The sequence below is a fragment of the Mycobacterium sp. ML4 genome (assembly GCF_054515735.1).
On sequence record NZ_JBTNSY010000019.1, the window covers coordinates 1 to 14,076 of the forward strand.

Here is a 14,076-nt window from a genome sequence, read left to right on the forward strand (position 1 = left end):
TCGCCGGCCAGGTAGTGCTCGACGGACTGCACCTTCTGGGTCATCGCGCCGGTCACCCCTGAACGCCAGTCCACCTTGATCACGGTACTGACCCGCGGTGCCCGCGCGGCCACGGCTTCCACAGCCCGCTGCACCACGGCCATCACTTCCGCCCAGCTGTCACCTTCGATCACGGTGAACATCGAGTCCGTTTTGTTGGGCAGCCCCGACTCGCGGACAACCCGGACCGCCTCGGCGACGATCTCGCCGACGCCCTCCCCCACGCCCATCGGCGTCACCGAAAACGCAACCAGAACAGACACTGAGTCGAGCCTACCCATGGCAGCATCGAGCCCATGCGACTTCTCGTGCAACGGGTCTCCTCGGCTTCAGTGACAGTGGACGGCCGGGTGGTGGGCGCCATTAGGCCCTCGGGTCAGGGCCTGCTCGCATTCGTCGGCGTGACCCATGGCGACGGATCCGAGCAGGCTCGCCGCCTGGCCGAAAAGCTCTGGCAGTTGAGGATCCTCGAGGACGAGCAATCCGCTTCCGACGTTGATGCTCCAATTCTGGTGGTCAGTCAGTTCACTCTTTATGCCAACACCGCAAAAGGCCGACGTCCGTCCTGGAACGCGGCCGCGCCGCGAGCGGTCGCCGAACCGCTGGTGGACACATTCGCTGACGCGCTACGCGCACAGGGCGCACACGTCGAAATGGGAGCGTTCGGTGCGCACATGCAAGTCGCTCTGACCAACGACGGCCCGGTGACCGTGCTGCTGGAGCTGTGACAGGTACGTTCGGCTGCATGAAGACACCTGACTACGGCTCCCTCCGTTCCGACGACGACCAGTGGGACATCGTCAGCGGTGTCGGCTATACGGCGCTGCTCGTGGCGGGCTGGCGGGCGGTACATGCATTGAGTGCACGGCCGCTGGTGCGCGACGACTACGCGCAGCATTTCATCAGGGCGACTGCTGATCCCTATCTCACCGGATTGCTCGACAACCCCGGTACCTCCGAGGACGAAACCACCTTTCCCCGCTTGTACGGCGTGCAAACCCGATTCTTCGACGACTTCTTCACCAACGCCGGCGAAACGGGCATCGAGCAGGCGGTGATCGTCGCCGCCGGCCTGGACTCCCGGGCGTTTCGCCTCGATTGGCCCTCGGAGACAACGGTTTTCGAAGTGGACCTGCCGAAGGTACTGGATTTCAAGTCGCAGGTGCTCGACCGGCTTGGCGCCCAGCCCAAGGCGCGGCGGGTGCAGGTCGCGGCGGATCTGCGCAGCGACTGGACCGCTCGGTTCACCGAAGCCGGTTTCGACCCAGAGGTTCCCGCCGCCTGGTCGGTGGAGGGACTGCTGCCCTACCTGACTCGCGACGCCCAAGAAGCCCTGTTCGGTCGGATCCACGAACACAGCGCACCGGACAGTCGGATTGCGACCGGCGCATTGGGTTCTCGCCTGGACCACGACCAACTCGCCGAACTGGAACGGGCGCATCCCGGCGTCGATATGTCCGGGGACGTCGACTTCTCCGCGCTCACCTACGACAACCCGGCCGATGCGGCGGTATGGCTCAGGGAGCACGGGTGGTCTGTCGAGCCCGTCCGGAACACCCTGAGCCTGCAAGCCGGCTACGGGCTGACCCCGCCCGCCGTCGACGTGAAGATCGACAGCTTCATGCGCTCGCAGTACGTGTCAGCCACCCGCTGACGGTCACGACGGTGCGACATGCTGTCGGTAGTAACGGCGACCGTGCGCCCGTTGGTAGTGCCACACCACCGCCGGCAGCGCGCCCCGGGGGTGCAGCCAGAACCGTTCAGGCACAACGGAGCTCGGCTCGCCACGGCCCACGGAGACATCGGCCACGATGACGCCTTCGCCCTCGGCCGCAGAGGCCAGCACCCTGCCGTCGGCGGCGACGATCATAGTGCCGCCCTCAAACCGGCCCGCGTACCCCAACGGCAACCACGGCATGCGGCACCGCACGGCTCCCACGTGTGCCGCATGCAAAACCGGGGCCCCCACATAACCGGCAAACGACGCCGCTGCCTGCCGGGCCGTCGCCGCATTGCGCCGTTCCATCCGGCGGAAGGCCACTCGCGGCCACCAGTCAGGGATGGACCACCAGCCGGAACCCGTCATCGCCAGGTCAATGCGGCCACGCAGGCGACGTACGGTCTGGGTGCGCATCAACTCCCAGCACACCGCAGCGCCCACCGTCAGATCACCGACCTCGATTACCCCGTCGTCGTACCCGCCCACGTAGAAAGCGTTCTCCCACATCGTCGGAAGGTCTTTATCGTGCCGCCCGGCGACGCCCTGCGGAGTGACAACCAGATAAGCATTGCGCACGTTTCCGTCGGTGTCGCGGATCAACAATGAGCCGCCGAGCATCACCTCGTGCCGGGCCGCCAGAGCCAGCAGCAGTTCGGTGGCCTTACCGTCGACCGGCAGCGCCGCATCGGCCAGCTCGGGCCAGAACCCGACGCCGGTGGTGAAGAACTCCGGCAAAGCGATGGTCTGCGCACCGGCGCCGACGGCTTCCTCGACGAGACGTTCAACGGTGGCCAGGTTGGCGTCGACGTCGGCCGGCACCGCCTCGAGTTGGATTGCTGCACAGCGCATGGAAATTATGCTGCCACAAGTGACTAAGGCGTCAGCAGGATCTTGACATGATCACCGGACCGTGCGGCGGCGGTCGCATAGCCTTTGGCCGCCTCATCCAGAGGCAGTGTCGTCGTGAAAATCCCGTCGACATCAAGACGGCCGGACTGCAGCAACGGAATCAGCTCCGGCCAGGTGCGCTGCACGGGTGCGGTGGTCCAGCGCACCGTGATGCTGCGGATCAGACACGCCAGGGCCGGGAAGGGAAACGGCCGCAAATCATGCACGCCGACCACCGAGACGGTGCCGCCCGGTCGCACGGCGTAGAGGGAGTCGGTCAGGGATGCGTCCGTCGCGACGGCATCGATCACCGAGTCCGCGCCGCGACCGCCGGTGGCGGCCAGGATGGACTCCACCGTGGGCGACGACACCGGGGTGGCGCCCCAAGCAACGGCGCGCTGTAGCCGCCCCTCGACGCGATCGACCGCGAAAACGGTTGCCGCGCCTTGGGCGAACGCACTGCGCAGCGCGCACAAGCCCACCGCGCCCAATCCGAACACCGCAACGGTGCCGCCCAACGGAATGTCGGCCCGCTGCGCCGCAGCCCAGCCGGTCGCGAGATTGTCGGTGAGCAGAAGTGCCTGCTCGGTGCTGATGCCCTCGGGAATCCTGCGCACCTGAAAGTCGGCCGCGTGTACGGCGAGCAGATCCGTTTGAGCACCGGGAAGCTCACCGCCGCCGAAGATCTGCAGACCCGAGTGGCACATCACCGGGTCGTTGGTGGCGCAGCCTGGGCACCTACCGCATCCGGCCACCGAGGACACCAGCACTTCGTCGCCGACTTTAACGGTACGCACGTCGGAACCGGCCTCCACCACGGTGCCGACGGCTTCGTGACCGAGAGCCACCGGCTGGGCCAACGGATAGTCGCCCTCGTAGAAGTGCAGGTCGGATCCGCAGATGCCGGCGGCGCTCACGGCCACGATCACGCCGTCCGGGCCGGTGAGCTCGGGGTCAGGGCGGTTGTCGAGCCGGATGCTGGCCGGGCCGTCGATGACTACCGTGCGCATGAACTCAATTCTCCTGTCGCAGAACGAAATCAGACCAGTCCGGTTTGCGCACCGCGGCCCAGTATTCGTTGAGGCGCCACGGACTGACGGTGTGGATCTCCCCGTGGGCGTTCTTGAAGTAGGAGTGCTTGACGGCGGGGTGCGACCACACCATCTGCTTTATCTCCGCCTGCGTTCGCTGATGCCACTGCGCGGCCGCCTCGTCGGTGGGCTCCAGCGCGACGATCTGTTGCTCGACCATATGCTGCAGACACAGGTTGATGTAACGCATCTGCAATTCGGACTGGAAGATCAGGCTGCCGCCGTGGGCCAGGTGCGTGCCCGGCCCGTAGATCAGGAAAAGATTGGGAAATCCCGGCACGGTGATGCCCAGGTGCGCGAACGGACGGCTCCCCCACCGCTCGTGCAGGTCAATCCCGTTGCGGCCGCGGATCTTCAGCGGCCACAGCACGTCGGTATGACGGAACCCGGTGGCGTACACGATGATGTCGGCGTCATGTGTCGCACCGTCGTCGGAAACGATGCCGCCGTGCGTAATTCGCTCGATCGGTGTCCGCACCAACTCGACATTGTCGCGCTGCAGGGTTTTCAGCCAGCTTCCGTCATCCTGCAACGTGCGCTTGCCGGTGGCCGGGTAGTCCGGCATCGCCTTGGTCAGCAACTCCGAGTCCTCGTCGAGCTGACCGGTGATCCACTGACTGAACATGATTCGTGCGGCGGCATTGACGTCGCTGACCGCGTAGTCCTGATCGGCGTAGTTCGGGTCCGCCCGCGCCGCGTCCAAGCCCTTGTCGGCACCCGGCCACAGCAGCAGGAACCGGTACCACCGGCCGTAGTACGGCAGGTGTCGCATCGCCCAGCGCACGCCCTCGCCGACTTGGTCGTGATACATCGGGTTGGGGAACATCCACTGCGCGGTGCGCTGGAAAATCGTCAGATGTTCGACGCTTCCGGCAATCGCCGGAGCGATCTGGAATCCGCTGGCACCGGCGCCCACCAGCGCTACCCGTTTGCCGGTCAGGTCCACCGAGTGGTCCCACGCCGCGGAGTGGAACGACGGCCCGGCGAAGGTGTCGGCCCCCTGGAACTCGGGGATGTGGGGTCGATTCAGCTGTCCGACCGCCGTGATGACCGCTCGCCCCTGAATGCTGGTATCGCCGTCGGCACCGCGTAGCGCCACGTTCCAGACGCCGGCCGCATCGTCCCATTCGGCGCCGAGTACCTCGGTCTTCCAGAGCACGTTGCGGTGCAGATCGTGCTTGGCCATCACCGCGGTGAAGTAGCGCTGCAATTCGGGCTGTTCGGCGAAGAAATGTGTCCACTCGTTGTTGGGTTCGAAGCTGTAACAGTAGAAATGATTCGCGACGTCCACCCGCGCACCGGGATAGCTGTTCTCCCACCACGTTCCGCCGGGGCCGGCGTTCTTCTCGATGATGGTGAACGGTATGTTGGCCTGTCGGAGCCGGACTCCGGCCAGAATGCCCGATTCACCGCACCCGATCACGACAACCGGGAAGTCCGCCGCACTCTCCGCGGGTAGCGCCGACGGATGACGAGGGTCGGCACCCTCGAGGTCCATCTCCTCCAGGGCCAGCGGCAGATAATCGTCTGGAACGTGTTCGCAGGCCGCCCAATCCATCATCTCCCGGATCAGTTCGTCGCTCAACGGCGCCGGTTCGGGGCAGCCTCGGTCGCGGTAATCGGTGAGCACCGCGACGGCCTCGGCCCGCGCCCTGGCCTTGTCCTCCTCGGACATAAATCCCTGCACCTCATTGAGGAACAGGCCCATCTGCTTGAAGTCGCGGATGAAGCGCGGGTCGCCGGTGATGTGCACCAGTGACAGCAGCAACGTCGGGACGCTGACGTCCTCGAGCGCCTCGGCGATTTCCGGTGTGGACGTCGTGAAGGGTTCTCCGGCGTACCGGTTGCGCATCGAGCGACATCCTTTCGGTAGGCCTGGGAATTACGCTACCGCAAGTTGCGTAATGCCCGCTACGGTACCCGCGGCGGCGTGCTGGATCAAGGCTGACCCGCAGTTCCAAGCCCGTTGCGCGACAATAACGACCGTTCGCCGACACAATGGGTCGTCGGTAAACGGAGGTGAGCGCAGACGATGACACCGCTCCTGACTGCCTGCGGCGGGTTCCTACTCGCCGTGCTGTGGATGGACCTCATATTCGACGTGCAGGTGTTGCGGCGGCGGGATACGGGCGCAGAGTTGCCCGAGGCTGTTCTGGCGTCGATCGCCGGCTACTACCGCCGCGCCACCACCACCTCTCGGCCGATGAGTCGGCTGATTGTGCTGGTGATGCTGATCTTGTTGGGCGCGTTGGCATTCGAGGCTGCCGACGGTGGTGGCCCATTCTGGCTCTTGGTGACATCGGGCGTCGCCGCAGCCATCCCGGTGGCGCTGGCCCTCGTGCGCACCGTCCCCCACGCGGTTCGCCTCGGCAGCCGTGTCGACCCGCCCGTCGAGCAGAGCCGTCTTGCGCTTGCCGTATGCCGCGATCACCTCGTCTGCTTTGCCTGCATGGCCGGCTTTCTGGCGGTATGGCTGGCGTACGGCCTACTGACCTGAAGGGGCCTAGTTGCAACAAAGCGGACCTGGCCGGTCTCATCGACGAGATTGGTATTAAACTAGAACACGTTTCAATTTCTTGCATCGGTCCCGCGCCCCACAGGAGTAGGCATGCACACCGCCCTATGCGATCAACTCGGTATCGAGTTCCCGATCTTCGCGTTCACTCACTGCCGCGATGTGGTCGTCGCTGTCAGCAAAGCCGGCGGGTTCGGCGTGCTGGGCGCCGTCGGCTTCACCCCCGAACAGCTCGAGATCGAGCTGAACTGGATCGACGAGAACATCGGGGACCACCCCTACGGCGTGGACATCGTCATCCCTAACAAGTACGAGGGCATGGACTCGCACCTGTCGGCCGAGGAACTGGCCGAGACCCTGCGCAAGATGGTTCCGCAGGAACACCTGGATTTCGGCAAGAAGATCTTGGCCGACCACGGTGTTCCGGTGGAGGAGAGCGACGGGGACAGTCTGCAGCTGCTGGGTTGGACCGAGGCTACCGCCACCCCGCAGGTCGAGGTCGCACTCAAACATCCCAAGGTCACGATGATCGCCAACGCGCTGGGTACGCCGCCGGCGGAGATGATCAAGCACATTCACGCCGAAGGCCGCAAGGTGGCGGCCCTGTGTGGCTCGCCGTCGCAGGCCCGCAAGCATGCCGATGCGGGCGTCGACATCATCATCGCCCAGGGCGGCGAGGCCGGCGGTCACTGCGGCGAGGTCGGCTCCATCGTGTTATGGCCCCAGGTCGTCAAGGAGGTCGCGCCGCTTCCGGTGCTGGCCGCCGGCGGCATCGGCAGCGGCCAGCAGATCGCCGCGGCGCTGGCGCTGGGCGCGCAAGGCGCGTGGACAGGCTCCCAATGGCTGATGGTCGAGGAATCGTCGAACACCCCCATCCAGCAGGCCGCGTACGCCAAGGCGAGCAGCCGCGACACCGTGCGCAGCCGGTCGTTCACGGGCAAGCCGGCCCGCATGCTGCGTAACGACTGGACCGAGGCCTGGGAGAAGCCGGAGAACCCGAAGCCGCTTGGAATGCCGTTGCAGTACATGGTTTCCGGGATGGCGGTGCGGGCCACCAACCGGTACCCCAACGAGTCGGTCGACGTGGCCTTCAACCCGGTAGGGCAGGTCGTCGGTCAGTTCCACAAGGTGGAGAAGACGTCCGCCGTCATTGAGCGGTGGGTGCAGGAATACCTCGACGCGACCACCCGCCTCGACGAACTCAACGCCGCGGCCGCCATCTGATCGCGGGGCGCAGCGCGCTCAGTCCAGGTCGTCGTCGTCCTTGCCGGTGAAAACCTCTTTCACGCGGTCGACTGCATGCGTGCCGATCTCGATGGAGTTCTGCACAATGCCGCTGGCTCCGCCGGCGATGTCGCCACGGAGGATATCGCTGGCATGCTCCACGATGTCCGACGCCTTCTCGACGGCGTTGGTGGCGATGTCGCGGACGGCGTCTACCGCATCTTTGGGATCGAAGGCCATGGTGATCTCCTCTTCGTTGGCAAACGTTGGATGTGACAGTAGGCGCGTCGATCAGTAGTCGACGAGAGAGCGCCAGTAGTCCTCTGGGATCTCGCCACCGGACCGGAGAACTCGTGCCAGTCCTGCGGCCATCGCGATTCCGAGTAGGCCCAGCCATAATCCTGCCAGCCCGATAATCCACCACAGCACGGTGGTCACAGTCGGCCATGGCGACAGCGCGGCCAACACCGGCGCGAAGAAGAACCCGGTGCCGATGTACCACGCGGATCCGGCACGATCAGATGCCAGGACAAACCGCAACCACCGTGGAATCGGTGCAGCGTTCGCGGACATCGGGATCGCGCCGGATTACGGCTCGGGCGGGAAGAACCCGGCTCCGGTGAACCACCCCTCCTGCCACCCCTGCGCGCCCAAGCACAGCATCGGAAGGCCGGCCGGTGACTGTGCCGCGGCCTGCGGCTTGGGGCACGGCGCCCCGATCTGCTGCACTCCGTAGAGCGGATAGGAGATGACCCAGTAACCGGTGGTGGCCGCCGGGAATTGGTTGGGCGGCGGGAAGTGGCAGGCCTCGGCCTGACCGCTGGGGCCGCGCCCGAAGATGAAACGTTCGTAGTTGTCGCACGGCGCCCCCAGCGATGCGTCGTAGTTCATCCCGGGGACGTCGCCCTCCCACCGTCCGTTATCGGCACTGGCGACGGGTGCCAACCCGATCACCGAACCCGTGATCGCAGCGGCGGCGACTATTTCGCGAATCATGTTCCGCTCGTCCTTTCCTGGCACCGGTGCCTCGTTCCTCACGAGCATAACTATTGCTGTACCGGCCACAAGGCCATATCGGCGACCACATTTGGAAGGGGCAGCCGCGACCCAGCTAGCGGTGTCCAAACATACTGGCGGGCAGCACAATCTGTCGGGCGGCCCGTGCCGGTCCTGGTGGGCGATGCGGTCGATCGCCGCCATACCGGACGCAGTCGCGCGCGTGAGCACCGGATTTCACGATTGATCAAGGAGTGTCACAAAATTCCGCTACACAGTAATCGGCATCAATGGACGTTTCCATGACGGCCGAGGAGCAGCCCGATGCCGAGCTATCCAATCCGCGAACGGCGCCTGCCCGGCACAGGCGCCGGCACCGAATTTGCGTCCGACGTCATCAACGCGGCCGAGCTGCACATCGCGGAATTCGGGCCTGACGCATTGACCATTCGTGACATCAGCATCGCCACCGGATACTCCTGCATTCGTATCCGCAATCACTTCGGTTCCGGCGCCGCGTTGATCGGCCGTACCTGGCTTCGCGCCGCTCGGCGGTTCCTGACGTTGCTCACCAGCCTGGTCGACGAAACACCCGGCGATCCGAGAGAAAAAGTGTGTGCTGCAGCCGAGGCCCCGCTCCTCTACCCCAGGCAATATCCGCGCTCCGCGGCGCTGTTGTCGGCGGCCAGGCGTGACGCGATCCTGCGGCGGCCGATGCCTGCCGAGGTCTTCTGTCAACTGGGTGACGTGGAGGCCGAAATGAGCGCACTCATGCAGTACCTGTCGAGGCTGGCGTGGAATCGTGATGACTCCGAAGCGGTTGCGGCGATGTCGGCCTGTGTGATCGGCATGTCCGAGCGCATCGTGACGCGACGCGATGGCGGCTACATCTACTCGGTGCGTGAATACCTGCGGGCGGGCGTGCAGGACGTAGTGGACAGCGGCCCTCCCCCATCGCCGGGGATCGCGGGCCTGCTGCCCGAGCCATACCCTCTGACCGCAGGCTGACGTAACCGTCGCGCCTGAACACGTTCCAGTTCGGCTCCGCGTCTTTTCCGGGCTTCCCAACCGTGGTGTAGCAAGGGATTATTGGCACCGGACGCCCACGTGAAAACGGTTACGAGGAGTAGGGCAATTGTCAACGACGCCAGCCGAACCGCAAGCAAAGCCGAACCTGCCCCCCGGGTTCGATTTCACCGACCCGGACATCCACGCCGAGCGTCTGCCGGTGGAGGAACTGGCCGAGCTACGCCGAACCGCACCGATCTGGTGGAACGAGCAGCCCTATGGGGCGGGCGGTTTCGATGACGGCGGCTTCTGGGTGGTGACCAAGCACAAGGACGTCAAGGAGATCTCCCGGCGCAGCGACGTGTTCTCCAGTCTGGCCAAGACCGCGCTGCCCCGCTACAAGGATGGCACCGTGGGGGAACAGATCGAGCGGGGCAAGTTCGTCCTGCTCAACCAAGACGCCCCGCAACATACCCACCTGCGCAAGATCATCTCCCGCGGCTTCACCCCTCGCGCCGTCGAGCGCCTGCGCGACGACCTCGCCGAACGTGCCCGCCGCATCGTCGAGGTAGCGGCGTCGCAGGGTTCCGGAGACTTCGTCGAGCAGGTGTCTTGTGAGTTACCGCTGCAGGCCATCGCCGGCTTGCTGGGGGTGCCGCAAGAAGACCGGATGAAATTGTTTCACTGGTCCAATCAGATGGTAGGTGACCAGGATCCCGAGTTCGCCACCAACGACGCCCTCACCGCCTCGGTAGAACTGATCATGTACGCCATGCAGATGGCAGCCGACCGGGCGCAGAACCCCGGCGAAGACATCGTGACCAAGCTGGTCCAGGCCGACGTCGATGGTCACAAACTCAGCGACGACGAGTTCGGCTTCTTCGTCATCCTGCTCGCGGTGGCCGGCAACGAGACCACCCGCAACTCCATCACCCAGGGCATGATGGCCTTCACCGATTTCCCGGATCAGTGGGAGCTCTACAAGCGGGAGCGTCCGGTCACCACAGCCGACGAGATCGTCCGCTGGGCCACGCCGGTCACTTCCTTCCAGCGCACCGCGCTGGAGGACTACGAGTTATCCGGCGTCCAGATCAGGAAGGGCCAGCGAGTGGTGATGGTCTACCGCTCAGCCAACTTCGACGAGGACGTGTTCGACGACCCGTTCACCTTCAACATCAAGCGCGACCCCAACCCGCACGTGGGATTCGGTGGCACCGGCGCGCACTACTGCATCGGCGCCAATCTGGCCCGCATGACGATCGACCTGATGTTCAACGCGGTCGCCGATGCGACGCCCGACCTGGAATCCGTCGGCAAACCCGAGCGGTTGCGGTCCGGCTGGCTCAACGGCATCAAGCACTGGCAGGTGGACTACCACACCGACCGAACAGCTTCCGGTCAGCAATGCCCGGTGGCGCACTGAGCGGACCGAGATCACATGCCCATACACAAGGCTGTCCATGTTCAATACGCGGGCGCGCCGCTGGAGCTGACCGAAGTCGAGACAGCGCCGCCCGGTCGTGACGAGGTGCGTATCGCCGTCACCGCGTGTGGCATCTGCGGCACCGACGCGCACTTCGTCAACGGGGGATTTCCCGACATGACCTGGCCGCTGACCCCCGGCCACGAGATCGCCGGCACCATCGCCGAACTCGGCGACGGCGTCGAGGAATTCGCTGTCGGTGACCGCGTGGCGGTGGGATGGTTCGGTGGCAACTGCAATCACTGCGACCCGTGCCGCAGGGGGATTTTCATCCATTGCGCCAACGGGAAGGTGCCGAGCTGGCAGTATCCCGGCGGCTACGCGGAATCGGTGACGGTGCCCGTCACCGCCCTGGCGCGAATTCCGTCCGGACTCAGCGATGTCGAAGCAGCTCCGATGGGTTGTGCCGGCGTCACTACCTACAACGCGCTGCGTCACACCCGGGCGCTGCCCGGTGACCGGGTCGCGGTTCTCGGCGTCGGCGGTCTGGGCCATCTCGGTGTGCAGTGGGCGCGGGCCATGGGTTTCGAAACCATCGCCGTCGCACGCGGCACCGCCAAGGCCCAGGACGCCAAGAAGCTCGGCGCCCATCACTATGTCGACTCGACCAGTGTGAACGTCGCCGAAACGCTGCGTAGCCTGGGCGGCGTGGCGGTTGTGCTTGCCACGGCGGGCAATTCGCAAGCCATGGCCGACACCCTGGGTGGGCTGCTGCCCCAGGGCGAACTGGTCACCATCGGCGTGAGCCCGGAGCCGTTGCCCATCAGTCCGGTTCAATTGATCACCCCGGGACTCAGCATTGTCGGCCATCCGTCGGGAACTGCGAAAGACATTGAGGAAACAATGCATTTCGCGCTGCTGTCGGGTGTGCGCGCGTGGACCGAGGAGCTACCGCTGGCGCAGGCCGCCGACGGTTATGCGGCGCTGGAGCAGGGTCGGGCGCACTACCGGACCGTCCTGACCGTCTGACCGTGGCGACCGATGCGAACGCCGTGTGGACCTTCGGCGCGGCCGACGGCGAATTGACATTGCACACCGGGGTGGCCGGCCGTGCGGCCCGGATGGGCCACCGGCTCACCATTGCCATGACCCGGTGGCAGGCGAGTGTGAATTGGAGTGACGGGAAACCCGATACGGCCACGCTGGTGGTCGAGGTGGACTCGCTGGAGGTGGTGCGCGGCGAAGGCGGCGTCAAGGGCCTGTCCGGACCGGAGAAGGCATTGGTGCGCGCGAATGCGCTGAAGTCCTTGTCCGCCAATCGGTTTCCGCAGATACGATTCAACGCGGAGGAAATCGAGAAGACCGAGAACGGGTACCGGCTCAGCGGGGCCCTGCAGATCAGGGGCCGCGACCGCGACCACGTGGTAGAGCTGCGCACCGAAGAACTCGCCGACTCGTGGCGGCTGACGGTTCAATCCGTAGTCAAACAGACCGATTTCGGCGTCAAACCTTACTCATTACTGATGGGATCGTTGCAGGTGGCCGATGAGGTAACGGTGTCCTTTGCCGCGACCCGGCGCAAGGATTGACTTATTCCGGTGGCCGCCCGGACTCGGTAAAAGTGCCCGGGATGTGGTCGAGCACCCTGCTGAGCCGCAACGGGCCGTCGGCGGGGTCGGGTTCGGGCACCGATGGGGTGGCCGGTCCGCCCGGCGAGGATTCCTCGACCTGTTCGCCGGCAGTCAGACGGACCGGCTCCTGCTGCAGCGGCGGCCGGGGTGAGACCACCGGAACCGCCGGCGCGGGAGGTGGAACCGGCGGCGGCTCCACCGCCTCGGCCATCGGCGGGGTGGACTTGTGCGCCGGCTGGGAGGGCGCGGAGTCCTTGCCCGGCGTCAGCTGCAGACCCACGGCCAGCGAAACCGACGCCACGAACGTCACAGCTGCGGCGACCAGCGTGGTTGCCGCCCCGGCGTACTGGCGCGACCGCACGGGAGCGACGGCGACGGGCGGGGCTAAGTCCGCTACGAGTTCGTCGTCGGTGAACTCGGTGGTGTGCGCCGCCGCCAGTGCGGCTCCGCGCGCGATAGTCACCTGGGCCATGGTCTGGGCGAAGACTGGAACCGGCAGAACCCGCTCCAGCTGCCAGGAGAAGTCGTTGGCGTCGGTCTGGGAACCGACCACTACCACGCCACCGGGGCGCCAGGTGCTGCGGTCGAACATGCCGGTGAGCCAGGACGTCAAACCGTCGTAGCCACCGCGGACGTGCTTGACGGCGGTCCGGGTCTCACCGTCGTGGGTGTCCACCATGACTACCGTTGCCCACTCGCGCTCGAGGATGCACACAGCAGTCTGCTCGTATCCGATGACCGGCGCGATGGCCTGGGCCAAGGTCTCCACAGCGTCGAGTTGGCGAACGGGCACGACATTGTCGAACCCGGCATCGGTGAGGGCCTCCAGCAGTAGCGCGGCTTGGGCGGCAGCCTCGTCGCTCCAGGTCACCCCTACCATACGCAGCCGGTGATTGTCGGCGACGGCGATCTCGCGGGCCCGCAAAACCTCATCCGTCACCTGCTGCGCGGTGCTCACAACACGCACGCCGTGACTGTTCTGCAGGCTGTCCTGCAACGGCAATTCGCGGTGGTCGAGGATCGCGCCGTCGGCGCCGTGCCCTTCGGCTAGGACCCACCCCACGGTGGTCGGCGTCACAGATAACCCAAGTACCGTATCCAAATTTCGCACCTCAATCGTTCCCATGACCTGCCGAGCCCTCCGCCGTGCCGCGGGCACCAAGGGGCACGGTGCTGTGGCGCGGGAGTGCCGGAACGGACCGGGATAGCGGGTCTGCAGTCGGCTTGCTCCGAGCGAGCCTACGCGCTCGCAGCCACTTCGTCTTGGCCGGCATTGAAGTTGGCGGGAAACCCGCAGGTGACTCTCAAACATCGGTCACTTGCCCGCCGGCACACCGAAAATTGGCCGCGGCGCGCGCGGTAAACGCGCGACATGTTGCTCTAGCCGCTTCGGATCGCGCACCACCAGTGCGGTGCGGCCTCGTGCGTTCGGGTAGCTCCGTCCGATGTCAAGTGCGTAACGCCTGCATAACTCCGCGGCGTGTGCTGCGTTCGCCCGTGTCGGCCGCGGGCTATAACGAATGCGGTTCATCCGACGAGGG

General features: G+C 65.6%; 16 protein-coding genes. 8 read left to right on the forward strand and 8 right to left on the reverse strand.

The genetic code is table 11. The features are described 5' to 3' along the window. The coding region (locus ACX9NE_RS20685; protein WP_459364903.1) for an MTH1187 family thiamine-binding protein at positions 1-302 on the reverse strand (302 nt) is incomplete at its 3' end. A gap of 33 nt (positions 303-335) precedes the next feature. On the opposite strand from ACX9NE_RS20685, the gene dtd reads away from it, so the two are divergent. Together dtd and ACX9NE_RS20695 are read left to right on the forward strand one after the other, a co-directional pair. Then, positions 336-767 carry a D-aminoacyl-tRNA deacylase gene (gene dtd / locus ACX9NE_RS20690; RefSeq protein ID WP_459364904.1) on the forward strand — a complete coding sequence of 144 codons (432 nt, stop codon included), beginning with the start codon at positions 336-338 and terminating at the stop codon, positions 765-767. 17 nt (positions 768-784) lie between these two features. Next, positions 785-1,693 (forward strand): class I SAM-dependent methyltransferase, encoded by a 909-nt coding sequence (locus ACX9NE_RS20695; protein WP_459364905.1) that lies wholly within the window; start codon positions 785-787, stop codon positions 1,691-1,693. 3 nt (positions 1,694-1,696) lie between these two features. Here ACX9NE_RS20695 and ACX9NE_RS20700 read toward each other — a convergent pair whose 3' ends face one another. The 3 genes from ACX9NE_RS20700 to ACX9NE_RS20710 are packed head-to-tail and all read right to left on the reverse strand — an operon-like array spanning position 1,697 to position 5,590. Next, the gene (locus ACX9NE_RS20700) at positions 1,697-2,608 is read right to left on the reverse strand and encodes a carbon-nitrogen hydrolase family protein (protein ID WP_459364906.1); all 912 of its coding nucleotides are present in this window, start codon (positions 2,606-2,608) and stop codon (positions 1,697-1,699) included. 23 nt (positions 2,609-2,631) lie between these two features. Further along, the gene (locus tag ACX9NE_RS20705) at positions 2,632-3,657 is read right to left on the reverse strand and encodes an alcohol dehydrogenase catalytic domain-containing protein (RefSeq protein WP_459364907.1); all 1,026 of its coding nucleotides are present in this window, start codon (positions 3,655-3,657) and stop codon (positions 2,632-2,634) included. Positions 3,658-3,661: 4 nt separating this feature from the next. After that, the gene (locus ACX9NE_RS20710; protein ID WP_459364908.1) at positions 3,662-5,590 is read right to left on the reverse strand and encodes a flavin-containing monooxygenase; all 1,929 of its coding nucleotides are present in this window, start codon (positions 5,588-5,590) and stop codon (positions 3,662-3,664) included. A 180-nt stretch (positions 5,591-5,770) separates the two neighbouring features. On the opposite strand from ACX9NE_RS20710, the gene ACX9NE_RS20715 reads away from it, so the two are divergent. Together ACX9NE_RS20715 and ACX9NE_RS20720 are read left to right on the forward strand one after the other, a co-directional pair. Continuing rightward, positions 5,771-6,235 carry a hypothetical protein gene (locus ACX9NE_RS20715; protein ID WP_459364909.1) on the forward strand — a complete coding sequence of 155 codons (465 nt, stop codon included), beginning with the start codon at positions 5,771-5,773 and terminating at the stop codon, positions 6,233-6,235. 111 nt (positions 6,236-6,346) lie between these two features. Beyond that, the gene (locus ACX9NE_RS20720) at positions 6,347-7,477 is read left to right on the forward strand and encodes a nitronate monooxygenase (RefSeq protein WP_459364910.1); all 1,131 of its coding nucleotides are present in this window, start codon (positions 6,347-6,349) and stop codon (positions 7,475-7,477) included. 18 nt (positions 7,478-7,495) lie between these two features. On the opposite strand, the gene ACX9NE_RS20725 is transcribed toward ACX9NE_RS20720, so the two are convergent. The 3 genes from ACX9NE_RS20725 to ACX9NE_RS20735 are packed head-to-tail and all read right to left on the reverse strand — an operon-like array spanning position 7,496 to position 8,473. Beyond that, the gene (locus ACX9NE_RS20725) at positions 7,496-7,717 is read right to left on the reverse strand and encodes an Rv1893 family protein (RefSeq protein WP_459364911.1); all 222 of its coding nucleotides are present in this window, start codon (positions 7,715-7,717) and stop codon (positions 7,496-7,498) included. A 51-nt stretch (positions 7,718-7,768) separates the two neighbouring features. Beyond that, the gene (locus tag ACX9NE_RS20730; protein ID WP_459364912.1) at positions 7,769-8,050 is read right to left on the reverse strand and encodes a hypothetical protein; all 282 of its coding nucleotides are present in this window, start codon (positions 8,048-8,050) and stop codon (positions 7,769-7,771) included. A 15-nt stretch (positions 8,051-8,065) separates the two neighbouring features. Next, complete coding sequence (locus ACX9NE_RS20735) at positions 8,066-8,473, reverse strand: hypothetical protein (RefSeq protein WP_459364913.1); 408 nt, start codon at positions 8,471-8,473, stop codon at positions 8,066-8,068. Between the two features lie 324 nt (positions 8,474-8,797). On the opposite strand from ACX9NE_RS20735, the gene ACX9NE_RS20740 reads away from it, so the two are divergent. The 4 genes from ACX9NE_RS20740 (at position 8,798) to ACX9NE_RS20755 (ending at position 12,493) form a co-directional block, all read left to right on the forward strand. Further along, a complete protein-coding gene (locus ACX9NE_RS20740; protein ID WP_459364914.1) occupies positions 8,798-9,481 on the forward strand; it encodes a TetR/AcrR family transcriptional regulator in 684 nt (227 codons plus the stop codon). A 127-nt stretch (positions 9,482-9,608) separates the two neighbouring features. Then, positions 9,609-10,904, forward strand: coding sequence for a cytochrome P450 (locus ACX9NE_RS20745; protein ID WP_459364915.1), 1,296 nt, complete (start codon positions 9,609-9,611; stop codon positions 10,902-10,904). Positions 10,905-10,919: 15 nt separating this feature from the next. Continuing rightward, the gene (locus tag ACX9NE_RS20750) at positions 10,920-11,933 is read left to right on the forward strand and encodes an alcohol dehydrogenase catalytic domain-containing protein (RefSeq protein ID WP_459364916.1); all 1,014 of its coding nucleotides are present in this window, start codon (positions 10,920-10,922) and stop codon (positions 11,931-11,933) included. A gap of 2 nt (positions 11,934-11,935) precedes the next feature. Next, positions 11,936-12,493 (forward strand): YceI family protein, encoded by a 558-nt coding sequence (locus ACX9NE_RS20755; RefSeq protein WP_459364917.1) that lies wholly within the window; start codon positions 11,936-11,938, stop codon positions 12,491-12,493. Position 12,494: 1 nt separating this feature from the next. On the opposite strand, the gene ACX9NE_RS20760 is transcribed toward ACX9NE_RS20755, so the two are convergent. Then, entirely contained in the window at positions 12,495-13,637 is a 1,143-nt protein-coding gene (locus ACX9NE_RS20760; RefSeq protein ID WP_459364918.1) for a DUF7159 family protein, read from the reverse strand. Between the last annotated feature and the right edge of the window lie 439 nt (positions 13,638-14,076).